At 64.9% G+C, this 24,861-nt stretch carries 22 protein-coding genes and 1 other RNA gene; 15 read left to right on the forward strand and 8 right to left on the reverse strand.

The annotated features are described in order from the left end of the window. Window positions 1-2 precede the first annotated feature (2 nt). From dsrP to DSAT_RS08175, 7 genes are all read left to right on the forward strand, one after another. The gene (dsrP, locus tag DSAT_RS08155; RefSeq protein ID WP_020887017.1) at window positions 3-1,154 is read left to right on the forward strand and encodes a sulfate reduction electron transfer complex DsrMKJOP subunit DsrP; all 1,152 of its coding nucleotides are present in this window, start codon (window positions 3-5) and stop codon (window positions 1,152-1,154) included. Window positions 1,155-1,488: 334 nt separating this feature from the next. Beyond that, window positions 1,489-2,862, forward strand: coding sequence for a bifunctional UDP-N-acetylglucosamine diphosphorylase/glucosamine-1-phosphate N-acetyltransferase GlmU (gene glmU, locus DSAT_RS08160; RefSeq protein WP_020887018.1), 1,374 nt, complete (start codon window positions 1,489-1,491; stop codon window positions 2,860-2,862). Window positions 2,863-2,903: 41 nt separating this feature from the next. Continuing rightward, window positions 2,904-3,080: a mediator of RNA polymerase II transcription subunit 21 gene (locus DSAT_RS15580; protein ID WP_020887019.1), complete on the forward strand. Its 177-nt coding sequence runs from the start codon at window positions 2,904-2,906 to the stop codon at window positions 3,078-3,080. A 12-nt stretch (window positions 3,081-3,092) separates the two neighbouring features. Beyond that, the gene (gene zapA, locus DSAT_RS08165; protein WP_020887020.1) at window positions 3,093-3,344 is read left to right on the forward strand and encodes a cell division protein ZapA; all 252 of its coding nucleotides are present in this window, start codon (window positions 3,093-3,095) and stop codon (window positions 3,342-3,344) included. 26 nt (window positions 3,345-3,370) lie between these two features. Beyond that, window positions 3,371-3,551, forward strand: a non-coding RNA gene (gene ssrS / locus DSAT_RS15170) — 6S RNA. Window positions 3,552-3,821: 270 nt separating this feature from the next. Then, window positions 3,822-5,381: a ribonuclease Y gene (rny, locus tag DSAT_RS08170; protein WP_020887021.1), complete on the forward strand. Its 1,560-nt coding sequence runs from the start codon at window positions 3,822-3,824 to the stop codon at window positions 5,379-5,381. A gap of 389 nt (window positions 5,382-5,770) precedes the next feature. Further along, window positions 5,771-7,591: an LTA synthase family protein gene (locus DSAT_RS08175; RefSeq protein ID WP_020887022.1), complete on the forward strand. Its 1,821-nt coding sequence runs from the start codon at window positions 5,771-5,773 to the stop codon at window positions 7,589-7,591. A 55-nt stretch (window positions 7,592-7,646) separates the two neighbouring features. On the opposite strand, the gene DSAT_RS08180 is transcribed toward DSAT_RS08175, so the two are convergent. The 8 genes from DSAT_RS08180 to DSAT_RS08215 all read right to left on the reverse strand — a co-directional run bounded on the left by DSAT_RS08180 (window position 7,647) and on the right by DSAT_RS08215 (window position 15,213). Then, window positions 7,647-8,522 carry a hypothetical protein gene (locus DSAT_RS08180; RefSeq protein WP_020887023.1) on the reverse strand — a complete coding sequence of 292 codons (876 nt, stop codon included), beginning with the start codon at window positions 8,520-8,522 and terminating at the stop codon, window positions 7,647-7,649. Window positions 8,523-8,707: 185 nt separating this feature from the next. Next, entirely contained in the window at window positions 8,708-9,001 is a 294-nt protein-coding gene (locus DSAT_RS08185; RefSeq protein WP_020887024.1) for a metal-sensitive transcriptional regulator, read from the reverse strand. Between the two features lie 441 nt (window positions 9,002-9,442). After that, entirely contained in the window at window positions 9,443-9,856 is a 414-nt protein-coding gene (locus DSAT_RS14855; RefSeq protein WP_020887025.1) for a rhodanese-like domain-containing protein, read from the reverse strand. Window positions 9,857-9,918: 62 nt separating this feature from the next. Then, window positions 9,919-11,031, reverse strand: coding sequence for a rhodanese-like domain-containing protein (locus DSAT_RS08195; protein ID WP_020887026.1), 1,113 nt, complete (start codon window positions 11,029-11,031; stop codon window positions 9,919-9,921). Between the two features lie 59 nt (window positions 11,032-11,090). Continuing rightward, window positions 11,091-11,837: a formate dehydrogenase subunit gamma gene (locus DSAT_RS08200; protein ID WP_020887027.1), complete on the reverse strand. Its 747-nt coding sequence runs from the start codon at window positions 11,835-11,837 to the stop codon at window positions 11,091-11,093. 3 nt (window positions 11,838-11,840) lie between these two features. Next, complete coding sequence (locus tag DSAT_RS08205; protein ID WP_020887028.1) at window positions 11,841-12,596, reverse strand: 4Fe-4S dicluster domain-containing protein; 756 nt, start codon at window positions 12,594-12,596, stop codon at window positions 11,841-11,843. Next, the gene (locus DSAT_RS08210) at window positions 12,593-14,821 is read right to left on the reverse strand and encodes a molybdopterin-dependent oxidoreductase (protein WP_020887029.1); all 2,229 of its coding nucleotides are present in this window, start codon (window positions 14,819-14,821) and stop codon (window positions 12,593-12,595) included. Before DSAT_RS08210 ends, DSAT_RS08205 begins: the two co-directional genes overlap by 4 nt. Window positions 14,822-14,880: 59 nt before the next feature. Continuing rightward, window positions 14,881-15,213 (reverse strand): c-type cytochrome, encoded by a 333-nt coding sequence (locus DSAT_RS08215; protein ID WP_020887030.1) that lies wholly within the window; start codon window positions 15,211-15,213, stop codon window positions 14,881-14,883. 417 nt (window positions 15,214-15,630) lie between these two features. Between DSAT_RS08215 and DSAT_RS08220 the strand changes: the two genes are divergently transcribed. From DSAT_RS08220 to DSAT_RS14860, 8 genes are all read left to right on the forward strand, one after another. Then, window positions 15,631-16,614 carry a mechanosensitive ion channel family protein gene (locus DSAT_RS08220; RefSeq protein ID WP_020887031.1) on the forward strand — a complete coding sequence of 328 codons (984 nt, stop codon included), beginning with the start codon at window positions 15,631-15,633 and terminating at the stop codon, window positions 16,612-16,614. Window positions 16,615-16,626: 12 nt separating this feature from the next. Next, on the forward strand, window positions 16,627-17,415 hold the full coding sequence (locus DSAT_RS08225) for a DVU0298 family protein (RefSeq protein ID WP_020887032.1): 789 nt from the start codon (window positions 16,627-16,629) through the stop codon (window positions 17,413-17,415). Window positions 17,416-17,913: 498 nt separating this feature from the next. Further along, window positions 17,914-19,224 carry a dissimilatory-type sulfite reductase subunit alpha gene (gene dsrA, locus DSAT_RS08230; RefSeq protein WP_020887033.1) on the forward strand — a complete coding sequence of 437 codons (1,311 nt, stop codon included), beginning with the start codon at window positions 17,914-17,916 and terminating at the stop codon, window positions 19,222-19,224. Window positions 19,225-19,284: 60 nt separating this feature from the next. Beyond that, window positions 19,285-20,430 carry a dissimilatory-type sulfite reductase subunit beta gene (gene dsrB, locus DSAT_RS08235; RefSeq protein WP_020887034.1) on the forward strand — a complete coding sequence of 382 codons (1,146 nt, stop codon included), beginning with the start codon at window positions 19,285-19,287 and terminating at the stop codon, window positions 20,428-20,430. 80 nt (window positions 20,431-20,510) lie between these two features. Beyond that, window positions 20,511-20,741, forward strand: a complete 231-nt coding sequence (locus DSAT_RS08240) for a dissimilatory sulfite reductase D family protein (protein WP_174375662.1) — start codon at window positions 20,511-20,513, stop codon at window positions 20,739-20,741. Between the two features lie 127 nt (window positions 20,742-20,868). Further along, window positions 20,869-22,260, forward strand: a complete 1,392-nt coding sequence (locus DSAT_RS08245) for a cobyrinic acid a,c-diamide synthase CobB (RefSeq protein ID WP_020887036.1) — start codon at window positions 20,869-20,871, stop codon at window positions 22,258-22,260. Window positions 22,261-22,471: 211 nt separating this feature from the next. Further along, a complete protein-coding gene (locus DSAT_RS08250) occupies window positions 22,472-23,167 on the forward strand; it encodes a substrate-binding periplasmic protein (protein WP_161656098.1) in 696 nt (231 codons plus the stop codon). Further along, window positions 23,164-24,858: a sensor histidine kinase gene (locus DSAT_RS14860; RefSeq protein ID WP_020887038.1), complete on the forward strand. Its 1,695-nt coding sequence runs from the start codon at window positions 23,164-23,166 to the stop codon at window positions 24,856-24,858. The genes DSAT_RS08250 and DSAT_RS14860 overlap by 4 nt, the downstream gene beginning before the upstream one ends. Window positions 24,859-24,861 lie beyond the last annotated feature (3 nt).

Raw genomic sequence — 24,861 nt, forward strand, 5'->3', positions numbered from 1 at the left:
CCATGCTTGAGACCGCGCTGAAAGGCAACTCCCGCTACTGGGGCTGGATCGCCCTCCTGCTGATCATCATGGGTGTCGGCGGAGCGACCTGGGTCTGGCAGCTTCAGGAGGGCCTGACCATCACCGGCCTGTCCCGCGACGTATCCTGGGGTTTCTATGTGGCCCAGCTGACCTACATGGTCGGCGTGGCCGCGGCCGCCGTGATGCTCGTGCTTCCGTACTATTTCCACCACTACAAAGAATTCAAGAACATGATCATCCTGGCCGAATTCCAGGCCGTGGGCGCGATCATCATCTGCATGGGCTCCATCGTGGTCGACCTCGGTCAGCCGCAGCGCATGCTGAACGTGATCCTGCATCCCACGCCGAACTCGGTCCTGTTCTGGGACATGGTGGTGCTCAACGGCTACCTGTTCCTGAACCTGCTCATCGGCTGGGTTACCCTGATGCACCAGCGCAACAACATGCTGCCGCCCAAGTGGGTCAAGCCCCTGGTCTACCTGTCCATCGTCTGGGCCGTCTCGATCCACACCGTGACAGCCTTCCTCTACCAGGGCCTGCCCGGCCGCCATCTGTGGTTCACGGCCATCCTGGCGCCGCGCTTCCTGGCCTCGGCCTTCTGCGCCGGTCCCGCCATCCTGCTGCTGGTGGCCATGGTCGTGGAGAAGGTGTCGAACTTCCGCGTGGGCGAAGAGGCCAAGAAGGCCATGGCCAAGATCATCGTCTACGCCATGTGCATCAACATCTTCCTCTTCCTGTGCGAAGTCTTCACGGCCTTCTACTCCGGCGTGCCCGGCCACAAGCATCCCATCGAGTTCCTGTTCGGCGCCTGGAACGCCAACTACGTGAGCGTGATGATGTGGATCGCCACGCTGCTGGCGGCCTTCTCGCTGATCTGCCTCATTCCGCCCAAGCTGCGTGAGAACCAGAAACTGCTGCCCTGGGCGCTGATCGCGCTGGTCATCGCCACCTACATCGACAAGGGCATCGGCCTGCTCGTGGGCGGCTTCACGCCGAACCCGTTCGAGGGCTTCTCGTTCTACGCCCCGACCATGCCCGAGATCATGATCACCGCCGCCGTGTACGCGGCCGGCGCGTTCGTCGTGACCATCCTCTACAAGGTCGCCCTGGCGGTGAAGGCCGAAACGGCCTGACGCCTGCGCGACGTGCGTCGATCCGGCCCGTCCCTTCAGGGGCGGGCCGGATCGATGCCCCAGGCGGGACGCTCTGTGCATCCCGCACCGCAGTGAAAAATCCCAGGTCGTCCGGCATGGACGGCCTGGGATTTTTTCGTGCTCGGAAGCGCCCAGCGGGTGCCGGGATGGCAGGATGGCGTCGGCCCCTTGCCGTATGTGCCGAAAGCTGGTGAACGGCAACGCGGGGCGAATCTGTCCGGCCTGATCGGCGGAGTGCTTTGCAAGGCGACGTTCCCATGCTAGGGGAGAGCGGCCGGACAAGGATTCCGGACGAGACGAGCGAGGAGCGACGATGAACGACACGACCTGCGCACTGGTCCTGGCCGCGGGCAAGGGCACCAGGATGCACGCGGGCGCGATGCCCAAGGTCATGATGCGCATTCTGAACGAGCCCATGCTGTGGTACGTGCACCGGGCCCTGACGCCGGTCTTCGGTGAGCGGCTGTTTACGGTGGTAGGGCACGGCGCCGAGCACGTGACCAAGGCCTTTCCCGAGCACTCGGACAATTTCGTGGCGCAAGAGGAGCAGCTCGGCACCGGCCACGCCTTGCAGGTGGCTTGGCCGCGACTCAAAGCCGCGGGGTTTCGCTATCTGGTGGTCGTCAACGGCGACACGCCGCTTCTGAAGCCTCAGACGTTGACACGACTCCTGGACGAGGCCCGGCGCGAGAAGGCGGCCCTGGCCTTCCTCTCCATCGAGGCCCCGGAGCCCAACTCCTTCGGCCGCGTGCTGCGCGACGAGGATGGGCGCGTGGTCTCGATCATCGAGGCCAAGGATTACGATCCCGCCAAGCACGGGCCCGCTCCCACGGAGGTCAACGCCGGGCTCTATTTCCTTGACATGAAATTCGTGGAGCCGTTGCTCGGCTGGCTCTCCAACCGCAACGCGGCCCGTGAATACTACATCACGGACCTCGTGGAACTGGCCATCGCCGACAAGAACACCGTTTTGGCCGTGAACTGCGGCCAGGATCTTTCGCTTTTGGGCATCAACACTCCGTTCGAGTTGGCCGAGGCCGAGGAGCGGTTGAATGCGGACATCGTGCGCGAGCATCTGAACCACGGCGTACGCATGCACAATCCAACGGCCTGCCGCATTGGCCCGCGCGTGACCATCAAGCCGGGCGCGCGCATCACCGGCCCCTGCGAGATCATGGGCGACGCAGTGGTGGCCGAGGGCGCGCAGGTGGACGCCTTCACTGTCATCACCGAGTCGTGGATCTCGGAGGGAGCGCGGATACGGCAATTCTCGCACCTGGAAGGCGCGGAGGTCGGCCCCGAGGCCGTGGTCGGCCCTTACGCGCGTCTGCGGCCCGGCGCGATCCTCGAACGGGAGTCCAAGGTCGGCAACTTCGTGGAGATGAAGAAGGCAGTGCTCGGACGCGGCTCCAAGGCAAGCCACCTGACCTACCTCGGCGACGCCACAGTGGGCGAGGGGGTGAACATCGGCGCGGGCACCATCACCTGCAACTACGACGGCGTGAAGAAACACGCCACGGTCATCGAGGATGGGGCGTTCATCGGCAGCAACACGGCCCTGGTTGCCCCGGTGACCGTGGGCGCGGGCGCGCTCGTCGGCGCGGGCTCGACCATCACCAGGGATGTCGCGCCGGGACATCTGGCCGTGAGCCGGGCCGAACAACGACAATTGAAGCGGCGCAAATAATCCGGCTTGATTTCGCGCCGGGGGAGACTTAGAATTTCGCTATGGAAATACTTGAACAGCTCGAACAGCGCATGACGGCGCTTTTGAACAGAATCAAGGAACTTGAGGAGGAGAATTCCCTCCTCAGGTCGGAGTTGGAGGAGGCCCGGCGGAACAGGGACGCGGTGATGAACCGTATCGACGGCCTGTTGCGGAAGGTTCAGGGAGCGCTGGACTAACGTGGGAGGCCCATGCCTCAGTACACGCTGAACGTTCTCGGACTGGAGATCCGTTTCAAGACCGACGCGGACGAGGGCCGTGTGGACGCGGCCAAAGCCCTCGTGGAGGACTTGTTCAACCAGATCAGTCAGGGCGGGAAGAACATAAACAAGGAGATCCTGCTGACGGTTTTGGCCTTGAGTTTGGCCGACGATGTGCTGCAGGCAAAAAGCGAACTGCGGTCCATCGAGTCGAAATTGGGCTCGCTTTTGAAGATAGATTGAGACGAGTGCAACGCGGCGACGCGATATTTTCCCTGGGTGGCGCGTGATCGCCACTGGAATTGCTGAGCCAATGACCATCGATTGCGGTGCAGCTTCCAGCGCCGCCCGTGCGCAGGCCCGCCTTGCGGGAAGCCTGACGGCGGCACAGCCGCGCCCCCTCTGAACGTAGGTTCAGAATACGTGGCGACACGGCTATCCGGGGTACTTTCGACGCAGCCACACGACTGCGGCGCACCCACCGCGCTTCTCGTCGTCTCCATCCCAACGAAACGCCCATGTCGGCGAACAGTCGGGCGCGCACGCGCCCACCGGCAGCACGATCATCCTTGCCCCCGGCCCTTGGCGGGCCGCGCGGACGCGGATTTTTCCGCGCCCAAACGGGGGGAACGCTCTCCAGCGCCTTGACGCACACGGGCCGCGATGGCCCACAGCCCACATCAGGCGGGGCGAACGCCTGAGAAAATAAAGGAGAGCACCATGGACGCAACCATTGTCATCGTACTCGCCGTCGGCCTCGTCGGCGGAGCCGCGGCAGGCTACGTTCTGCATCGGATCATTGAGGCCAAGCGTCTTGCCGAGGCCAAGGATCTGGCCCAGCGCATCCTCGAAGAAGCGCGCAAGGAAGCCCAAGTCACCAAGGAAGACGTGCTCGTTCAGGGTCAAAAGGAGCTTTTGCAGGAGAAGAAAGAGCAAGAGCGCGAAATCAAGGAGCGCGAGAACGCCCTCAAAGCCAAGGAGCAAAAGCTCATGGCCAAGGAGGAGCGCCTGGAGGCCAAGCTTGAGACCGCGACCCAGAAGGAGGCCAGCGTTATCGAGCTCGAAAAGAGACTGGCCCGCCAAGAGCGTGAACTCGACGACCGCGAGGTGACCTTGGCCAGACGCGAGGAGGAGCACGAGCACCGCCTCGAAGAGGTCGCCGGTCTAACCGCCGAGGAGGCCCGCCAGCGTCTGATGCAGGAGATTGAGTCGCGCACCCGTCACGAGGCCGCCAAGATGATCCGGGCTATCGAGATGGAGGCCAAGGAGGTCGGCGACAAGAAGGCCAAGGAGGTCATCGCCCTGGCCATCAACCGCTATGCGGGCGATTTCGTGGCCGAGCAGACCGTGACCGCCGTGACCCTGCCTTCCGAGGAGATGAAGGGGCGCATCATCGGCCGCGAGGGCCGCAACATCCGCGCCCTGGAGGCCGCCACCGGCGTGGACCTGATCATCGACGACACCCCCGAGACCGTGATTCTTTCCGCCTACTCGCCGCTGCGCCGCGAGATCGCCAAGCAGTCTCTGGAGCGCCTCATCACCGACGGCCGCATCCACCCGGCGCGCATCGAGGATATCGTGGCCAAGGTCGAGAAGGAGATGGAAGTCAAGCTGCGTCAGATCGGCGAGCAGGCCACCTTCGACGTGGGCGTGCACGGCATCCATCCCGACCTCGTGCGGCTGCTCGGACAACTGCAATACCGCACCAGTTACTCGCAAAACGTCCTGCAGCACTCCATCGAGGTTGCCTTTCTGTGTGGCGTCATGGCCGCCGAGCTCGGCCTGGACGAGAAGCGGGCCAAGCGCGCTGGTCTTCTGCACGATATCGGCAAGGCCGTGGACCACGAGATCGAGGGGCCGCATGCGGTCATCGGCGCGGATTTGGCCAAGAAGTACAGCGAGCACCGCGATATAGTGAATGCCATCGCCGCACACCACGAGGACCAGGCCCCGGAGACCATCATGGCCATTCTGGTGCAGGCCGCGGACGCACTTTCCGGCGCACGGCCCGGCGCGCGCAAGGAGCTTTTGCAGAACTACGTGAAACGGCTGGAGGATCTGGAGAACATCGCCAAGGATTTCGAGGGGGTCTCCAAGGCCTACGCCATTCAGGCGGGCCGCGAGATTCGGGTCATGGTCGAGCCCGACCGCGTTTCGGACGACCGCACGTACATGTTGTGCAAGGACATCGCCAAGCAGATCGAGGACAACCTGACCTACCCCGGACAGATCAAGGTCACGGTCATCCGCGAGAAGCGCGCCTCGGAATACGCCAAGTAGCAGGCCGTCCCAAAAACACCGTCTGCTGCGTTGCCGCGAAAGCGCCGATCCCTCGCGTATTCTTTGATACGCGTCGGGCCCGGCGCTTTCTTGCGCCTTGCATCCGGCACTTTTGGAACGGCCTGCGCAGATAAATTTTCAAGAGTAGGCTCAACGGCCCTGGACCCCGCGATTCGCTTCGAAGCCACTTTGGCCGAGCCGACTTGGGTGCGGCGTCAAAAACCGAGAGGACAAGGCGCGAGAACCGGACAAACCCTCGCCCGCCAGCCCATGTCCGCAATGGATCGCCGGGCCTCTTGCCGGGAGGCGGGCCTTCGGATAGATGATCCGGCCTCCGCGAAGGAATCGAACGTATCAAGAGGGCGAGCGGAGCGCCGCGAGGTGGATTCGTGGTCTGTTCGCCTAGCCGTTTCCTGAAGTCGGTTCTCTTGGTCGTGGCCTTCGGGCTGCTTGGCCTTGTGGCCGTGGAGAGCCTGGCCAGGGGAACGCCTCTGGCCGCCCTGGCCTGGGCTGTCGAGCGCCCCGTGTTCGCCCTGTGCAACCTCGCTCTGGTTCTGGCCGTGGGCGCCATGGGCTTGGCCCTGACGGGCCGCGTGGCCCGCGCCGTGGTGTTTTCGGGCATCGTGCTCCTGGCCATGGCCGCCATCAACGCGGCCAAGCTCTCCATCCTGGGCTCTCCGTTCCTGGCCTGGGACCTTCTTTTCGCCCGGCAAATCTGGGCCATGGTGGCCTCGCTCTCCATGCTCGCGGCCGTGGGGATCGCCGTATGTCTGGCAGGGCTTTGCCTGCTTGCCCTGCTGGCCGCCAGAAGGAGTTGCCCGGGAGTGGGGCTGATCGGCCGGGTGACCCTGGCCGCGTGCGCCGTGGCCGTGGCCGTGGCCTCGCAGGAGACCCTGCCGCGCTTGGCAGGCATGCCCAACACCATCTGGAACCAGGCCGAGAACGCCGAGGTCAACGGCTATCTGGCCACCTTCGCGCTCAACGTCTCGCCGCTGCTCGTGCGTCAGCCCGAGAGCTACGGCCCCGAGGTCGTGGTCCGCCTGCTGGAGCACAACGAATACCTCATTGCTGAGGCGGGGGGAGGAGCGCAAGGCAAGCGGCCGAGCCTGATCATCCTCATGAGCGAGTCGTTCCACGACCTCCTTGAAGTCGCTTACGACGCTTCGCAAAACCCCTTGGAGAACTTCAGCCGTCTGGCCGCCACGCACCCGAGTTTCAGGCTCGTCTCTCCCTCTTTCGGTGGCAACACCTGCAACGTGGAGTTCGAGGCGCTCACGGGCCTGAGCAACGCCTTTTTGCCCGACGGCTCCATCCCGTACGACAACTATCTGCGAGGGCCCGTGCCCTCCGTCGCCTGGGCGCTGAGGAGCCTTGGCTACCGCACCGCAGCAGTGCACCCCTACCACGACTGGTTTTGGAACCGGAGGAACGTCTATCCGAACCTGGGTTTCGAGGCGTTCCACTCCCTCGATTCTTTCAAGGGCGTAGAGATGCGCGGCGGGTTGGTCACGGACGAGGCCATGGTGGACAGGATTCTTGAGATCGTCGAGGCCGACCCGGAGACGCCGTTCTTCATCCACGCCGTGTCCATGCAGAACCACGGCCCTTACCTGGAAAACCGCTACGGCGAGGACGCGCTCCTGGTGCAAGCCGACGCCCCCGACGCGCTGTTGCCGGTGATTTCGACGTTTCTGACCGGCGTACGTGACGCGGATCGCGCCCTGGCACGACTGTTGGAACGGCTGGAGGAACTGCCCGGCCCGGTCGTCTGCCTGTTCTTCGGCGACCACCAGCCATGGTTCATGCTCGACCTGCACAAGGCCAGAAATCCCGCCGGAGCCGCGCACCCCGCCCGCCTGCCCGCTCAGGAGAGCCTGCCCATGTACAGCGTGCCCGGCCTCATCTGGAGCAACTTGCCTGGGCTGGTGGACGCGGCCGACATACCCCGCGAGCTGAGCCCGGTCCATCTCCCGGCCATTCTCTTGCACCAGATGGGCATCCCGCTGCCGCCGCACATGTTCTACCTGCGCCAGGGATTGTGGTCGCACCCAGTCATCCATCGTAATTTCGTGGTCACGGGCGACGGCGAGATCGACCGCTTCGAGGCGCGGCGCGATAGCGAATTCCTGCGCGGCCTCGAACTGTTGCAGTACGACATCCTCTTTGGGAAAGGCTTCGCTCGGCCCATTGCCGAGGGATCCAGCCTGTAGCGGCTGCATCGGGAAGGCGGCCAGGCCGCGCACCCCTGGTGCCGGGGAAAGATCCCTAGAAACGGTAGCGAAGCTCCAGTCGGCCTCCAAGGGCCGGGTCGAGCGAGTGCGAATCCTGCCGGTCGCCGTTCTTGCGGTAGAAGGTGTACTTGCGCGCGAAGTCGTAGGTAGGACCCAGCGCCAGACTGAAAGCGCGCACCGGCCGCCATTCGAGGAGCAGTGCCGTGTGGATGCCACGCGCGGTCACGTAACCCTTCGGGCGCACGGGGCTGCCGTCGCGAAGGCGCGCGAAATCCGAGTTCCAGCCGCCCGAGAGCGTGAGGCTCAGGGTCTTGTCGAAGCCATAGCCGAGCGACGCCTGCGGCATGCCGAGCGAGGCGAAGAAGCCTCGCCCCTCGCCATCGCGGCCGTCGAAACCGAAGGCGAGAAACGGCCAGAACCTCAGGTTCACGGGGTTGGCGAAGAACGCCGCGCCGAAGGACATGGTCCATTGCTCGTCAAGGGCGTAGCTCGCGCCGCCGCGTAGCGCCGCGCCGAACGATCCGGACATCTCGCGTTCGAAGGAGCTGGTCAGCGCGGCCCCTGCGAACCAACCCCAGCGCTCGTCGATGCGTTCCTGGTGGTTTGCGGCCAGCCGTAGATGGTGAAAGGAGTCCCATGGATCCGTGCGGCGGTCCCCGAAGGGCAGGCGGTGTTTGTCTGACCAGGAAAAGGAGACGTTCTCGTAGGAGAGCTGGAGAAAACGCCAGGAGATGTCGGCCCGGCCGCTCGTCACCGCGACCTTTCCCCGGTCGTCGGAAAACTCCGCCCGGCCGATGTGGCTGCCGGAAAGTTTCAGGTCCGGTCCGCGCGAGGCGTCCTGGGCGAGAAGCGAAAAGGGGAAAAGCAAGGCGAGCAGAAGGGGAAGGGCCAGGATGGCCGCAAGTCGCATGGGAGCACCTCGGTGAACCGCGTTCAGGCTATAAGGCCCGATCCTGCCCATACCGGGTTTCCGCGTCCGGAACAAGGGGGGCGCGATTTGTGTCGCCGCCTGTCGGTGATCTCGGCCAGGGGCGAGGGGTCGCCGCCCGGCGAGCAGGGCGGCCAGAGCGCAGGGAAACGTGGAAAGAGACGGGATCAGCCGTCGATGAAGTTCGTCAGCACCTGCAGCGTCTTGTCCATCTTGCGCTTGGCCTCGGCCGGGTCGCCGCCTTCCATGGTCTTGTCGTAGCAGGTGGAGACGTAGCGTTTGAGGATGAGCGAGGTCGTGGACTTCAGGGCCGAGCGTACCGCCCGGACCTGGATCAGGATGTCCTCGCACTCCTTGCCGTCGCTGACCATGTTCTGGATGCCGCGGATCTGGCCTTCGATCTTGCGCAGGCGCGAGAGGACGTTTCTCTGGATTTCGTCGAGTTCTGGCTTGGCGTTCATGGGCGAACATTTCCTGCAAGCCGCGTCATTGGATGATGCACGCGGGTCATTGGGGCTTGGGGGCAGGGCCGACGTCGGCTCATCGACTGTCCGGGGCAAAGTGTGGCCGTTTCCACTCTTCGTCCTGGCGGACGCCGCGCTCCGCCGTTTCATCGGCCGTATGGCGCGTGCCTTGTGGGCGAGAACCCCTGACAACGACACCGCTGCGCTCCTTACCTCAATTTCAGACCACGGGCAACTGAAATACATACCCCGCCGGGGTGCGGGGAGCCCCGATGCACAAGGAACGGCCGGGAAAACGCCCCGCAACCCTCGTACGCCGTACGCCGGGAGGAACGTTCATTCTGTGCCAAGAGGCCAATCCATGGTTCCCTCCACATAGCGGCGCACGTCCGTATATCCCAGGCGCGCAATCCAGCGCGCCCCGATCACGCTGCGCACTCATTGCGGCGAGCGGCAGTAGACGACCACCGTGCGTTCCTTGTCCGGACCGAGCAGCGCGAGAACGGCCGCCTGCTTGTCCGGTGCGATCCCATGCGCCTCGCCTGGCTCGAAGGGCATGTGCAGCGCGCCCTTCGGGTGGCCTTGGGTGAACTCGTAGTCTGGTCGGGTGTCAACCAGGAGTGGCGGCTCGTCCGAGAGCAGCAGCGCGCGCAATTCCTCGGCCCCGATGAGACGGTAGCCGTCCCTTTCGGCCTGCCAGGCGGCGCGCGGGAAGAGTGTCTCCGGGGATTTCGGGGAAGGCGTGTTGTCTTGCGCCCGCAAGGCGGCGGGCGCGAGTGTGGCGGCCAGCACCAGGGCGGCCAGCACCAGGGCGGCCAGGACGAGGGGGGAGGCGGGTGAGAGCCGGGTCATGCGGGGCCTCCTTGGGGCGTCGGCCGGGGGGCCGGGAAGGTGATCCCGGCCCCCGCGTCCAGCTACTTGTTGGGCTTGATGGTGTAGCTGTTGTCCGGACCGTAGTCGATGGTGCCCTCGATGTAGTAGGCGTTCTTCATGTCCGCAGCCTTGTCCATGATCAGGTAGAAGGCCTCGCCCGAGCGCGCGCCTGTGTTGCACACGAAGACCACGGGCTTGTCGCGGGGCAGCTCGCCCAGGCGTCCCGCGAGCTGGCTGCCGGGGATGTTCACGGCCTGGGGAATGTGGCCCTTGGCGTATTCGTCCGGGTCGCGCACGTCCACGACCATGATGCTGCCTGGGTTCTCGGCCAGGGCCTTCTGGAAGACGGCCACGTCCATGATGCCGTCCTCGCCTCCCGCGATTTCCACGGACTGGGCCGCGCCGAACTTCTCCTTCCAGGCTGGGTAGCCGGCCTCGAAGACCTTGACCGTCTCGTAGCCCATGCGCTTGGCCGCGATGGCCGCGTCGTGCGAGAGCTTGCAGGTGAATCCTTCGCAGAAGAAGACGACCTCGGAGGCCTTGTCTGCGGGCAGGTAGCCTTTGCGCGCGTCGAACTGGCTTGCGGGCATGAACATCGCGCCGGGAATGGAGCCGTCGAGGAACTTGGTGATGGGCCGCGAATCGGCCAGGAACATGGGCTCGCCCTTCTCGATCTTCTCACGCACGTATTCGATGCCCACGGATTCGTACACGCCCGCGTGGGTGATCCAGTCGGGGTAGCCGCCGGGATAGACCACGACGTTGGTGTAGCCGAGCTTTTCCGCCTTGCGCGCGGAGTTGTGCGAGAGCTTGCAGGCCGCGCCCTCGCAGTAGAAGATCAGGAGCGCGTCCTTCTCCTTGGGCAGTTCGGCCACGCGCGCGTCGAATTCGCTGTCCGGGATGCTTACCGATGTCGGGATGTAGCCCTTGGCATGCTTGGTCATGTAGGGCCGCGAGTCGATGATCATCACCCCGTCGAGCTTGGGCATCTTCACGTAGTTTTTGACGAAATCGAAATCGACGATTTTGTGGAAGAAATAGTCCGGGACTTTTTCCGCCGCCCGGGCCGTTGCCGCTCCCTGGGCCATGAGGGCCACAGCCAGGAAAAGCGCGACGAGAAGAGGCGAAAGCCTTCTGTGCAGGGTCGTGTTCATACATCCTCCGGTTGACAAGGCGCTCCTGGCCCCATGCCCGGCCGCGCCTTTAGCTTCGTTCAGTCGTCAAGCCGCTGCGGCACCACGCCATCCTCTCCGGCCGGGAGATGCCTGATCTCCTCGTGCCACAGGGCGTGGTGATGCGCGGCGTAGTCCTCGGGAACCCAGCCCGTGAACATGGAGCGGAAACCCGGCCGCTCCTCCGGGCTGATGGCCGCCATGTAGACGTGCACGAGCAGGCCCGCGAAGGTCAGAGCGGCGAATATCCAGTGCAACAGAATGGCCCAGGAGACGACGATCGTGGTCTCGGCCGAGAAGCCGAACTGCGACCAGACCATGATCAGGCCGGTCACGGCCAGACCGAGCCCTCCGAACACGGCCGCCTGGGCGAAGGCCTTCTGGCCCATGTTGTAGAAGCCCTGCGGGGGAAGCTCAGGATTCATGCCCAGCGCGCGCAGGGGCTTCTCGCCCAGGGTCATGAGGACCATCTTCTTGAACATCCAGGAGACGTCGCGGGGCAGATCGACCGTGAAGACGCGCCTGAGAAAGAAACGCGCCCCCCTGAAGTTGCGGATCAGGTAGAAGAGCAGGCCCATGATCCAAAGACCGCCGAGGATCTCGTGGATCAGGAGCAGGTTGCCGCCTCCGCCGGTCAGGGAACGCACGGCTTGGGGATACCAGCCGCCGAGGGGGCTCAGCTCGGGCTTGAACAGGGCCAGACCCGTGAACATGAGCAGGATCCACAAGACGGCGTTGAACCAGTGGATGGCGATGTCCAGCCGCGAGTGGCGTTGATACTTCTTCATGGCCTACTCCTTCTTCGTGCCGTGCCCGCCGTGGGCATCGCGCTCCACCAGGAAGCGTCGCGCGGCCATGGCCGCCACGCCCAGGCCCGCAAGCCCCACAAGGCCGGAGAGGCCGGGCAGAGCCCAGCCCGTCAGGGCTCGCATGGGCGACCGGATCTCGGCCCGCACGGGCCAGTCCAGGGGCGCGGTGTCCGCCAGATAGAACATGTTGGGTTCGGTGTCCGAATCCGCGCGCACCACCCGGACGACCCGTTCGCGGTTGGCCTGGAGCAGGCGCGAGGCCTCGGAATCGGGGTCGGCGAGATCGCCAAAGACGCGGGCCTTGGTGGGGCAGGTGTCCACGCAGGCGGGCTGTAGCCCGGCGGCCCTGCGCTCGGCGCAGTAGTCGCACTTGTCAGCGACCTTGAGATCGGGATTGCGGAAGCGCGCGCCGTAGGGACAGGCGGGCAGACAGTTGCCGCAGCCAATGCACAGCCGCCTGTCGATGACCACCACGCCGGTTTCCTTGTCCTTGTAGGTCGCGCCCGTGGGGCAGGCGTCCACACACAGCGGCTTGTCGCAGTGCATGCAGGCGCCGGGCTGGAAATGACCCCGACTGCCCGAGCCCGGACGCGGGATCACGGCCTTGGCCTTGATCCAGTTGCGCGAGTACCCTCTGGGCGCGTTGTTTGCGACCTTGCACGAGGCCACGCAACCCTTGCAGTCCATGCACTTGGAGGAGTCTATGACCATGGCCAGTTGGTGCTTCGCGGGGTTCATGAGACGCCTCCCGCCTTCGTTACCGTGACGAAGGTCTCGTGCATGGCCGCGTTGCCGGTCACGGCGTCCACGCGGCTTTCAAGGACCGCCGCGATGGCCAGGCCGTTGCCGTAGACGTTGGAAAGGCCTTTCGAGATCGAGCCGAAGCCGGTGTCGGTGTAGACCGTGTCCTCGCGGATGGCCTCGGTCACCTTCAGGGCCAGCGTACCCTCGCCCACGGCGCTTTTAACGCGCACCTCCATGCCGTCCGAAAGTCCCAGGCGCGCGGCCGCGTCCGGGTGCATCCACAAGGAGTTGCTGGGCATGAGCTCGTGCAGCAGCGCGTTGTTGGTGGTGCTGCCTTGGGTCACCAGGGCGTTTCTGCCCACGACCATGCGGAAGGTTCCTTGCGGCGGCGAGGCGGGTGGCGTGTAGACGGGCAGGGGATCGAGCCCGGCCTGCGGATAGCGCTGGTTCATGAGCTCGATCTTGCCCGAACGCGTGCGGTAGCCGATGTTGTCATAGATGCCGTAGACCTTGGATGGGTTGTAGTAGACCCCGTCGCGCTCAAGGACCTCGGCCGCGCCGGGCAGGTCGGCGAGCTGCTTGGCGCGGTACTCCTCGATGGTGAAGTCGAAGTACTCGCCCAGGTCCATGCGTCCGGCCAGCTCCTTCATGACCTCGAAGATGGGCCTGGATTCGTACATGGCGGGCACCACCGGGTCGCGCTGCACCACGCAGGCGCAGGCGCTCGAGCCCTGCAACGCTTGGCAAGGGTCCTTGCGCTCCAGGTAGGAGGGCATGGGCAGCACCAGGTCGGCCATCCAGGCGGTGTCGCTCATCTGGATGTCGGCCACGGCCATGAACTCCATGGCCTCGATCATCTTCATGGTCCTGGCCCGGTCCGGAGCGGTTTGCATGGGGTTGGTCTTGAACACGAACCAGCCCTTGACCGGGTAGGGCTCGCCCGCGATGACCGCGTCGCGCGTGTGCACGAAGGAGCCTTCCTCCTCGAACATCAGGGGCGCCATGTGGGCGTCCACGCGGTCGTCGGGGTTGTCGTCGTACCACGGGGCATGGATGGGCACGCCCTTGAGCCCCACCTGGCGCGCGGCCAAGAGCCCGCCCGGCCGGTCCCAGTTGGCCAGCAGGGCGTTGACGATGGCCGTGGAGCGGCGGATCTGGGTGGAGTTCTCGTAGTCCGAGGTGCGCCGCCCGGGGTAGATGAGCGATGCGGGCGCGGCGGCGGCCAACTCGCGCGCGATGCGGGCGATGTCCGGTCCCGGGATGCCGGTCTCGGCGGCGGCCCACTGGGGCGTGCAGTCGCGCACGTGCTCGCGCAACTCGTCGAGGCCGAAGGTCTTTTCCGCCACCCAGGCGTCGTCGTAGAGGCGTTCGTTGATGATCACGTGGCACATCGCCAGCATGAAGGCCATGTCCGTGCCGGGGCGGATGGGCCACCACTCGTGCGCCATGGCCGCGGTCTTGGTGTAGCGCGGGTCCAGCACCACGAGCTTGGCGCCCGAGGCCATGGCCTCGACCATGTCCATGGAGTCGGGCGTGACCAGGGCCTCGAAGCGGTTGGCCCCGGCCATGATCACGTAGCGCGAGTTGAGCACGTCGGCGAAGGGCACCTCGCCGAAGGTGTCCAGATAGGCGCGGTTGAGCGAAATCAGGCACAGCGATTCGTGCGAGGTGATGTTGAAGGAGCCGTAGGCCTCGGCGAAGCGGTGCACGAACTGCGACTGCATGTCCGCGCCCACGGAGAAGAGCATGCCGCAGCGGGTGTATTTCTCGCCGATCTCGCCGAGTCGCTCGACCAGGATATCCATGGCTTCGGTCCAGGAGATGCGTTTCCACTTGCCCTCGCCGCGCGCGCCCTGGCGCAGCAGGGGGTGCTTCAGGCGGTCGGGGTCGTAGAGTTGGGCGATGCCCGCCTGGCCGCGCGCGCAGAGCATGCCGCGCGACTTGGTGAAGTGGGGGTTGGGGTCGAGCTTGACCACCCGGCCGTTCTTCACGCGGGCAATGAGGCCGCAACGGTTGAAACACATGTCGCAGACGGAATAATGGGACTCAAAGGGCCCGCTGGCCGCGGCGGCGTGGGCATCGGCAGCCGAAAGGGGGCCTGGAATGCGGCCCGCCGAGACGACGGCCGCGCCCGCGCCCATGGTCAGACCCGCGGCCTTGAGGAAAGCCCGGCGTCCGGGATCGAATCCGGCGGAGCGTGGGTTCTTGGTCGTGGTCATGGAGCAACCTCCTCGTGGTCGCGCGCCGCCCGGCGGCCGAGGCCGCCGGGCGCTAGCGTCTAGTTGCACTTCGCCGGGGAGGGCGAGTCCTTGGCGAAGTCGTAGAGGTAGGAGAAGGTGTCCTTGACGTCCGCCTCGGTCATCTCGGCGGGCCATTTGTCGCGGCAAGGCAGGGCTGCCGCGTTCTCGAAGTGAGCCTTCCACTCGGCCTGCACCAGCGAACTCGGCGAGAGGTCCGAGGCGGTCTGGCCGTGGCAGGTGCGGCAGTTCTTGGTGTAAAGGTACTTGCCCTTGCGGGCGTTGCCGCCCAGGGTGTCGGCCGCGACGGCCAGTCCGACGGTGGCGGCCAGGACGAGGACGGCGAAGCCGCCGATGGTCGTGGTGCGCTTCATGGCGATGCTCCTTGGTCGAAGGTTTTCCGTGCGCCCCGCGAGTGCGGCAAGCCCCTTTGACTCGTGCCACGGCCGCGAAGCGATCCAGCCTTGATCCCTTGATACCCATACTGGGTAATAGTGTCAACTGGGGGGGCGGGATTTTATTGCGTGGATATTTCGGATCGATGTCATTTGAATTTGCAATAAAACAGGAGAATCAGGCGGTTTGGTGACATTTTGGTTCGCCATGGAATCGTGGCCCGGAATTGCGCAATACGAATACCGGGTATTTTCGAGGTGGGCTGACGGACTTGCACGCATCTCTTCCCGCCCCGAGAAGACGCGGGCGCGGCGTGGCGCAGAAGGCTTTTGGATCGTTCGCCCAGCAGGCGGGAAAGACTTGCCCGCGACGGTTGATTCGGGCTACCGTGCGTCATGGACATCCTCGAAGCAAACCTCCTCGACGGCCTGGCGCGCGACGCCACCCTATGGATCGATCTCGCGGGCAAGTGGGCCATCGGCAACGGCCTACGCATCCTGCTCGTGCTCTGCCTCATCGTCCTCGCCGTGAAAGTCGGCGCGCGGCTCATGGGGCTGCTTTTCGCCCGCATCTCCCGCGGTCGCGACGTGGAGTACTGCAAGCGCATCGACACCCTGCATTCCATCGTGGCTTTCACGCTCAAGGCGGGCCTGACCACGATCGGCGTGTTCGTGGTGCTGGGGCAACTCGGCATCGACATAGCCCCGATCCTGGCCGCGGCCGGTATCCTCGGCTTGGCCGTGGGCTTCGGTGCGCAAACGCTCGTGCAGGACGTGATTTCGGGCTTCTTTTTGCTCGTGGAAGACCAGGTGCGCGTGGGCGACGTGGTCCAGATCGGTGACAAGGGCGGGCTGGTCGAGAAGATCACCCTGCGCCTCATCGTGCTGCGCGACATGGCGGGCAACGTCCACTACATCCGCAACGGCACCGTGGGCGTGGTCACCAACATGACCAAGGACTACTCGCGCTACGTCTTCGACATCGGCGTGGCCTACAAGGAGGACGTGGATCGCGTCATCGAGGTCGTGAAGAAAGTGGACGAGGACATGCGCGCCGATCCAGAATTCGGCCGCGACATCCTCGACCCCATTGAGATACTCGGCGTGGACCGCTTCGAGGATTCGGCCGTGGTCATCCGCGCCCGCACCAAGACCGTGCCCATCCGGCAGTGGGCCGTGGGCCGCGAGTTCAACAAGCGGCTGAAGAAGCGCTTTGACACCGAAGGCATCGAGATTCCCTTCCCCCACCGCACCATCTACTGGGGCGAAGGCCACTCCCCGCGCGAGCAGCGCGACCCTGCGACGCCCAGGCCAAAACCGGCCGAAGCCTCGCCCGCTCAGAGTTCGGCGGCGCCTACGGCCGATTCCGAGGGCGGTTAGCCGGAGGCGAGCATGGCCGCACCGCGTTTGCGCCGAGCCAGGGAACGCCTGCGCGAGATTCTCGTGAACGACGGCTGGCGGAGGAATCTGGACGAGGTTTTCGCCTGGCCCGCCAAGACCGCCACGGGCGCGCTCCATTCGTTTCTTGTCGGCGGCGACGCGCTGCTCCGCTTCCGGGCCGCCGAAACCTTCGGGCTGGTCACGGCGGCGCTCGCCCAGGAGAAGATGGAAGCCGCCCGCGTGGTCATGCGCGGCCTCTTGTGGCGCATGAACGAGGAGTCGGGCGGCATCGGCTGGGGCGCGCCCGAGGCCATGGCCTGCTGCATGGCCGCGCATGAGGGGCTGGCGCGCGAGTACCACGCCATTCTTTTGTCCTACATTCATGAGCATGAGGGCATTTGCCACGGCATTTTCGTGGACAATCCGCTGTTGCGCCACGGCGTCCTCTGGGGCATCGCCCGGCTGGCCGAGACCAGGCCGGATTTGGTCGCGAAGGCTGTGCCTGACCTCTTGACCGTGCTCGACCCCGCGCGCGCCCTGGAGGGCCGGGAGGGGACGCCCGAAGCCCCTGTCTGTCACGACGCCGCCGCACGCGGGCTTGTCTGCCTGGCGCTCTCTCGCCTCGGGGTTGCCGGGGTGCGGCTGCCAAAGAGGGCGGTGGACGCGGTGGCGGGGATTGGGAACGAATCGGGCCAGGTGCTCGTCTACAGGGACGACTGCCTGGAGCAGGCCACGGTCGCTGCGCTGGCCAGGGAGGCGCTGAACGCCTTGGAGCGTGCGCCCCGAACGGACGAGGCATGACGCGAAGACGGCCTGTATACGGCATTCCGGGAAAAGAGTGAGGCGGGTTGGCGGGCGGGCGCGTTGGCCTATGAGATTTTGATTGAATTTCGGGCTGCTTTTGGGATAAAGGGAACGAGCGGCTGCCGAACCGGATGACGGCGTTGGTTCAGGTTGCCGGGGCGCAGAGCAAGGCCCCGGGCGCGAACGGGCTGCAGGCCCGTCCCGCGAAAGCCGCCCAGCGGCGCCAAATGGCGCTGCGCAACCCTTGCCAGGCGTGCTTCGGTTGACAAAACGGTTTTTTGTCATCTAGCTAACCACCAAGGGACCGACCCGGGACTTCCCCGGGCCGGGATGCCGGACGAGCTTGGGGGATTTCTCCCATGGATGTTTCGCTACGTGTGCGCGGACTAGTCGGCGCGGGGGCGTTCGCCCGCGTGCCGGTTTTCTACATACGGCGAGAGTGGCTTACGTCAGGGGCTAACGCCCTTAACTCTTGAACGACGGAGGTATAGGACAATGGCGAAACATCAGACCCCACTGCTCGACGAGCTGACCAAGGGGCCCTGGCCGAGCTTTGTTGACGACGTCAAGGCCGAAGCGGCCCGGCGCGCCGCCAACAAGGACGGCGTCGAGTACCAGATCCCGGTGGACGTCTGCGAAGACCTGCTGGGCATCCTGGAGCTGTGCTACAAGGACAAGGAGACCCACTGGAAGCACGGCGGCATCGTGGGCGTCTTCGGGTACGGCGGCGGCGTCATCGGCCGTTACTGTGACGTTCCCAAGCAGTTCCCGGGCGTGGCCCACTTCCACACCGTCCGCGTCAACCAGCCCGGCGGCAAGTACTACACCACCGAGTACCTGCGCGGCCTGATCGACATCTGGGACATGCGCGGCTCCGGCCTGACCAACATGCACGGTTCCACCGGCGACATGGTGTGGCTGGGCACCTTCACCGAGCAGCTCGAAGAGATATTCTACGAGCTCACCCACAAGATGAACACCGACCTTGGCGGCTCGGGCTCCAACCTGCGCACGCCCGCCGAATGTCTGGGCATGTCCCGTTGCGAGTACGCCTGCTACGACACGATGGCCCTGTGCTACGCCATGACCCAGGAATACCAGGACGAACTGCACCGTCCCGCCTTCCCTTACAAGTTCAAGTTCAAGTTCGACGGCTGCCCCAACGGCTGCGTGGCCGCCCTGGCCCGCTCCGACCTGTCCTTCGTGGGCACCTGGAAGGGCGCCATCAAGATCGACCAGAAGGCCGTCGCCGCGTATGTCGGCGGTGAGCTGAAGCCCAACGCCGGCGCCCACGCCAGCCGCGACTGGGGCAAGTTCGACATCATGAAGGAAGTCGTGGACCTGTGTCCCACGAAGTGCATGAGCTACGATGGCAAGACCCTGAAGATCGACGACAAGGAATGCTACCGCTGCATGCACTGCATCAACACCATGCCCGCCGCCCTGCGCGTGGGCGACGAGAAGGGCCTGTGCATCCTGGCCGGCGCCAAGGCTCCCATCCTTGACGGCGCCCAGATGTCCTCCTTGCTCGCTCCGTTCGTGCCCGTCGAGGAGCCGTTCGACGAGGTCAAGGAAGTGGTCGAGAACGTTTGGGAATGGTGGATGGAAGAGGGCAAGAACCGCGAGCGTCTGGGCGAGACCCTGAAGCGCCTGGGCTTCGGCAAGATCCTCGAAGTCACCAACATCACCCCGGACGCCCGCCACGTGCAGCATCCGCGCGAGAACCCCTACATCTTCTGGACCGCCGATGAAGTTGGCGGCTGGGATCGCGACATCAAGGAATACCGCAAGCGTCACGCCCGCTAGGCGGTATCGCGAAACGGCTGAAACTGATCGACAACGACAGAAATCAAGGGAGGACACCCCATGGCTTTCGTTTCCTCGGGTTACAATCCGGACAAACCGATGGAAGGCCGCATTTCCGACATCGGACCCCGCCACTACACCGACTTCCTGCCGCCGGTCATCCAAAAGAACTACGGCAAGTGGCTGTACCATGAGATCATCGAGCCCGGCGTGCTGATGCACAAGGCCGAGTCCGGCGACGAGGTGTACACCGTTCGCGTCGGTTCCGCCCGCTTGGTCTCCGTGGGTCTGATCCGCGAGATCTGCGACATCGCCGACAAGCACTGCGGCGGGCACGTCCGCTGGACGACCCGCAACAACGTCGAGTTCATGGTGGACAGCAAGGACAAGGTCGGCCCCCTGAAGGACGACCTGATGTCCCGCAAGTTCGCTGGCGGCTCCTACAAGTTCCCCATCGGCGGAACCGGCGCCTCCGTGCCCAACATCGTCCACACCCAGGGCTGGGTGCACTGCCACACGCCCGCCACCGACGCTTCCGGCCCGGTGAAGGTCATCATGGACGAGCTGTTCAAGGAGTTCCAGTCCATGGAACTGCCCGCTCCCATGCGTCTGGCCGTGGCCTGCTGCCTGAACATGTGCGGCGCCTGCCACTGCTCCGACATCGCGGTCGTCGGCATCCACCGCAAGCCGCCCCTCATCGACCACGAGGTTCTCGAGAACATCTGTGAGATCCCGCTGGCCGTCGCTGCCTGCCCCACGGCCGCCATCCGTCCCTCCAAGACCGAGTTCGAGGGCAAGGAAGTCAAGACCGTGGCCATCAAGGAAGAGCGTTGCATGTTCTGCGGCAACTGCTACACCATGTGCGCCGCTCTGCCCCTGGCCGACGCCGAGGGCGACGGCTGCGCCATCATGGTCGGCGGCAAGGTCTCCAACCGCATCAGCAATCCCAAGTTCTCCAAGGTCGTCGTGGCCTACGTGCCCAACGAGCCCCCGCGCTGGCCGAGCCTGGTGAAGACCATCCGCCAGATCGTGGACGCCTACAAGAAGGGCGCGAACAAGTACGAGCGCGTCGGCGACTGGGCCGAGCGTATTGGTTGGGAGCGTTTCTTCGATGTCACCGGCCTGGAGTTCTCCAAGCACCTGATCGACGACTTCCGCGATCCGGCCTACTACACCTGGCGTCAGACCACCAACTTCAAGTGGTAAACGCCTGACGAGCACTCATGGGGCGCGGCGTCATGCCGCGCCCCTTCAAACCTAAAAGGGGTTGCGCAATGGCCATCGAGATGGAATCCGCGAAAAAGACGATCCTCGATTTCCTTGAGAGCAAGTCGAAGAGCAAGACCAAGTTCTACTTCAACGATTTTTGCGACCTCTTCCCCGGCGAGAAGTCGCGCGACGTGAAAAAGGTGCTGACCGAGCTGGTCAAGGGCGAGAAGGTCGTCTACTGGTCCAGCGGCTCCACCACGATGTACGGCCTTGCGGGCCTGGGCAAGCACGCCGAAGGCGAGGAATAGCCCCACGTTCGCATCGCTCCGCCTCCGGCCCGGCCAGGATGCACCGGACCGCCGGCGGCACGGTATCTGACGCCGGGCCGGGCCGTCCGCAGGCCCCTGGCCCGGCGCTTTTTTCGGACACATCTTCGTGCAGCAACTTCCCCGCCTCATCATTTCCGGCCTTTCCGGCGGCTCGGGCAAGACCATCGTTTCGCTCGGTCTGGCCAGGGCTTTTGCCCGCGCCGGCACGGTCGTGGCTCCTTTCAAGAAGGGCCCGGACTACATAGACGCGGCCTGGCTCGGTTTGGCCGCTGGGCGCGCTTGCGCCAATCTCGACACCTTTCTCATGCCCGAAGAGGCCGTGCGAGGGCTTTTCGCACGTCGCGCCTCCCGCGATGGCATCGCCATCATCGAAGGCAACCGTGGGCTGTTCGACGGTGGCGACGCACAAGGCACGTATTCCACGGCCGAGCTCGCCAAGCTCTTGCGAGCCCCGGTCATCCTGGTCGTGGACGCCACCAAGATGACCCGCACGGCCGCGGCGGTGATCCAGGGCTGCTGCATCTTCGACCCTGGTCTTCGGCCCTCCGGCGTGATCCTCAATCAGACAGCCGGACCACGTCACCGCGACATCCTGCGCGAGTCCATCGAGCGCTACACCGACGTTCCCGTTCTGGGCATGCTGCCCAAGATCGGCCAAAACCCCATCCCCGAGCGACACATGGGGCTGTGGTCGGATCGCGAGATGGACGGCGCGGCCGTGCTCGACCCTCTGGCCGATTTCGTGGCCGACAACTGCGATCTGGACGCCATCTTCCGACTGGCGCGCTCGGCTCCGGCGTTGGGTCATTTTCCCGAACCGCTCTTTGCTTCCGAGGAGCCCGGCGAGCCCGTGACCATCGGCGTGGTGCGCGACGCCGCGCTGTGGTTCTACTACCCGGAGAACATCGAAGCCCTTGAGCGCGCGGGAGCACGAATCGAGTACGTCAGCATCCTGACCCCTGATTTCTGGCCCGAAATACACGGGCTCTACCTTGGCGGCGGTTTCCCCGAGACCCAGGCGGAAGCCATTGCGGCCCGGGCCGACGTCCGGGCACGGGTGCGGGCCATGTCTGAGGATGGTATGCCGATCTACGCCGAGTGCGGCGGTTTCATGTATCTGGCGCGCGCCCTTGAGACCGGTGGACGCAGATTTCCCATGGCCGGAGCACTGCCCGTGGAGACCAGGCTTTGCGCGAAACCCCAGGGGCTTGGCTATGTCACGGCCCAGGTCGTGCGGCAAAATCCCTTCCACCCGGAGGGTATGAACCTCAAGGCTCACGAATTCCACTATTCCCACTGCCCGGTTCCGGCCGAGGGGCTGGGCGATCTCTGCCTCGAACTATCGCGCGGGAAGGGCATGGGCGGTGGCCGCGACGGGCTGCTCGCGCGTAACACTTTCGCCGCATACAGCCACATCCACGCCCTCGGCGCCCCTCATTGGGCTCCTGGATTCGTGGCCGCCGCGCGCGCCTGCAAGGCGCGCATGCGCCAATCCTGACCGCCGCGCGGCCAACCGCACAACAGGGGCCAACCGTCGCTGAAGATTCATATTCTTGCTGTAAGCTGCCACCTGGCGTAAAGTCGCGTTGGGTTCTGGTTCAGGCTTGAGCGTGCAATCCAAGCGGGTAATCATGCAGCGATGCTTCACGTGGCGCCTCATTTGCGTGTCGGCAAGCCTTTTCGTTCTCCTTGCGGGGGCGTCGCCGTGCGTGGCCGAAGAGCCGTTGCGGGTGACCTACCTCGAACGTCCGCCCTATTATCACACCCAGAACGGCCGACCGGCTGGATTCCTGAACGACATCACGGCCGAGGTTCTCGCGCGGGCCGGGATCGAGGCGTCCTTCAAGGCGCTGCCCGCCAAGCGTATCCTCGACGAGATCATGGTTGCGGGCATGGCCGCTTGTTCGGTGGGCTGGTTCAAGACGCCCGAGCGCGAGGCCGCGGCCCGCTTCAGCCTGCCGCTGTGGCGCGACCCGCCCTACGTGGCCCTCATGCGCGCGGAAACGGCCGCGCGGTTTGGGGAGCATTCTTCCCTGTCCGCTCTCTTTGGCGATGCGGGGCTGCGCCTGGGCGTGCTAGACGGGTTTTCCTACGGCGACCCCATTGACGCTCGCATCACGGCCGAGGCGCGCGACGTGTACCGCATGACCGGTTCGCAGCGCCAGCTTGCCCGCATGCTCGCCGAAGGCAGGGTGGACTATATGCTCATCGCGCCCCTGGAGATCGTCGCCCTGCTGGAAAGCTCGGGTCTCGCGACCGACGAGTTCGGCACGGTCGCGTTGGACGATGTGCCTCCGGGACCGACGCGGCACTTGATCTGCGGCCGGGGCGTCTCCGTCGGCGTCATGAAACGCATAGACCGAGCCATTCGTGAATTGTACCCGAATGCGGAGCCTGCGCCATGAACGACAGACCGTTGCACTTGCTCAAGCGCTCGCTGGCGCGCGATCTCTCCATCGGCATAATCGTCATCGCGGCGGTGACGGCGGTGGCCGCCATCTTTTTGCTCTACCAGGGCGCGGAGCGCCGGGCCGATCGGGACCTAGCCGAGATGGGCGACAGCTATCTGCGCTTTCTGCAGGAGACGCTGCGCATACCGTTGTGGGAGATGAACGACGTCGCGGTGATGGAGATCGGCCTGACCTTCAACCAGAACGTGCTGGTTGAACGGCTGGAGATATTCGACGCCTGGGGTCGGCCGCTGTTCGCGACCAAGGGCGAGCCCTCGGCCGACACGGTCACCCGCGCGGGCGATGTGACCTATGACGGACAGGTGATCGGGAGCGTCCGTTTGCATCTTTCCCTGGCCTCGCACCAGGAGGAGATGCGTGGGCTCGTGCGCCTGTTCGCTTTGGCGGGGATCGCCGTGCTGTTGGCCATCGGGCTGGCCACGGGCATGCTGCTCCGCGTGTTTCTCAATCGGTCCTTCGACGCCGTGAACGGGCTTGTGCAAGCCTACGCGGCGGGAAACTATGACGAGCCCGCGCCACGAATCCCGTATGCCGAGTTCGGGCCCGTGGTCGAGATGCTGACCCGCATGGGCGAAACCATCCGCCGCCAGATGAGCGAGTTGCGCGCGGCCGAGGCCAAGTACCGCTCCATTTTCGAGAACGCCGCGCACGGCATCATCAGGACCACGGCGGATGGCCGCATACTGAACGCGAACCTGGCTGCCGCGCGCATAATGGGCTGCGACTCGGTACAAGACCTTTTGTCCCGCGACGGACTCCTGATTTCGGGATTCTATCTCGACGAAAATTTGCGAAAGAATTTGCTCGAGACTTTGCGCGCCGCGGGCTCGGCCTCGGTCATGGCTCCGTTTCGCAACATCCAGGGCGAGGAACTGTGGATCGAGGTCCACCTGCACGGCATAATGGACGATGCAGGCAACCTCGTGGAGATTGAGGGTATCTTCGCCGACGTCACCGAGCGGCGCGCGGCCGAGAGAGGCCTTCAGGCTTCTTTGGCCGAAAAGGAAGTGCTGCTCAAGGAGGTCCATCACCGGGTCAAGAACAACCTACAGGTGGTCTCAAGCCTGCTCTATCTCCAATCCGCGAGCATCGAGGACGAGCGGATGAGCGAGATATTCAAGGAGAGCCAGGGGCGGGTTGCGGCCATGGCCCAGGTGCACGAGGAGTTGTACAACGCCCACGATCTCTCCAGCGTGGACCTTTCCGTGTACGCGGCCAATCTCATGGGCAAGGTTCTCATGTCGTTTTGCGGAAATTCCGTGGAGTTCGTGCGCGAAACGCTTCCAGTCCGGGTCTCGCTCGACGATGCCGTGCCTTGCGCCCTGATCCTGCACGAACTCGTGACCAACGCCTGCAAGCACGCCTTTGCAGGGCGGACGGGCGGACGGCTTCGTCTTCGGTTGTGCGAGGAGGGCGGGATGGTCGTCATGCGGCTGGACGACGACGGGCCAGGTTTTCCGGAGGGATTTGATCCGGAGCTTTCCGAATCCCTGGGCATGCTCCTGGTGCAGCGGTTGAGCGGCCAGCTACAGGGCGGTTTTGTCTTCGGAAAGAGCGATCTGGGCGGGGCCTTCGCGCGAATCGAGTTTCCCTTGCATGCGGACCGACACGCCCCTCCACCCTAGCAA

Source organism: Alkalidesulfovibrio alkalitolerans DSM 16529, from assembly GCF_000422245.1.
GTDB classification, from domain to species: Bacteria; Desulfobacterota; Desulfovibrionia; order Desulfovibrionales; family Desulfovibrionaceae; genus Alkalidesulfovibrio; species Alkalidesulfovibrio alkalitolerans.

Coding starts and splice junctions, on each gene's coding strand:
- dsrP (WP_020887017.1), top strand. CDS start 3: ATGCTTGAGACCGCGCTGAAAGGCAACTCCCGCTACTGGGGCTGGATC.
- glmU (WP_020887018.1), top strand. CDS start 1,489: ATGAACGACACGACCTGCGCACTGGTCCTGGCCGCGGGCAAGGGCACC.
- DSAT_RS15580 (WP_020887019.1), top strand. CDS start 2,904: ATGGAAATACTTGAACAGCTCGAACAGCGCATGACGGCGCTTTTGAAC.
- zapA (WP_020887020.1), top strand. CDS start 3,093: ATGCCTCAGTACACGCTGAACGTTCTCGGACTGGAGATCCGTTTCAAG.
- rny (WP_020887021.1), top strand. CDS start 3,822: ATGGACGCAACCATTGTCATCGTACTCGCCGTCGGCCTCGTCGGCGGA.
- DSAT_RS08180 (WP_020887023.1), bottom strand. CDS start 8,522: ATGCGACTTGCGGCCATCCTGGCCCTTCCCCTTCTGCTCGCCTTGCTT.
- DSAT_RS08185 (WP_020887024.1), bottom strand. CDS start 9,001: ATGAACGCCAAGCCAGAACTCGACGAAATCCAGAGAAACGTCCTCTCG.
- DSAT_RS14855 (WP_020887025.1), bottom strand. CDS start 9,856: ATGACCCGGCTCTCACCCGCCTCCCCCCTCGTCCTGGCCGCCCTGGTG.
- DSAT_RS08195 (WP_020887026.1), bottom strand. CDS start 11,031: ATGAACACGACCCTGCACAGAAGGCTTTCGCCTCTTCTCGTCGCGCTT.
- DSAT_RS08200 (WP_020887027.1), bottom strand. CDS start 11,837: ATGAAGAAGTATCAACGCCACTCGCGGCTGGACATCGCCATCCACTGG.
- DSAT_RS08205 (WP_020887028.1), bottom strand. CDS start 12,596: ATGAACCCCGCGAAGCACCAACTGGCCATGGTCATAGACTCCTCCAAG.
- DSAT_RS08210 (WP_020887029.1), bottom strand. CDS start 14,821: ATGACCACGACCAAGAACCCACGCTCCGCCGGATTCGATCCCGGACGC.
- DSAT_RS08215 (WP_020887030.1), bottom strand. CDS start 15,213: ATGAAGCGCACCACGACCATCGGCGGCTTCGCCGTCCTCGTCCTGGCC.
- DSAT_RS08220 (WP_020887031.1), top strand. CDS start 15,631: ATGGACATCCTCGAAGCAAACCTCCTCGACGGCCTGGCGCGCGACGCC.
- DSAT_RS08225 (WP_020887032.1), top strand. CDS start 16,627: ATGGCCGCACCGCGTTTGCGCCGAGCCAGGGAACGCCTGCGCGAGATT.
- dsrA (WP_020887033.1), top strand. CDS start 17,914: ATGGCGAAACATCAGACCCCACTGCTCGACGAGCTGACCAAGGGGCCC.
- dsrB (WP_020887034.1), top strand. CDS start 19,285: ATGGCTTTCGTTTCCTCGGGTTACAATCCGGACAAACCGATGGAAGGC.
- DSAT_RS08240 (WP_174375662.1), top strand. CDS start 20,511: ATGGAATCCGCGAAAAAGACGATCCTCGATTTCCTTGAGAGCAAGTCG.
- DSAT_RS14860 (WP_020887038.1), top strand. CDS start 23,164: ATGAACGACAGACCGTTGCACTTGCTCAAGCGCTCGCTGGCGCGCGAT.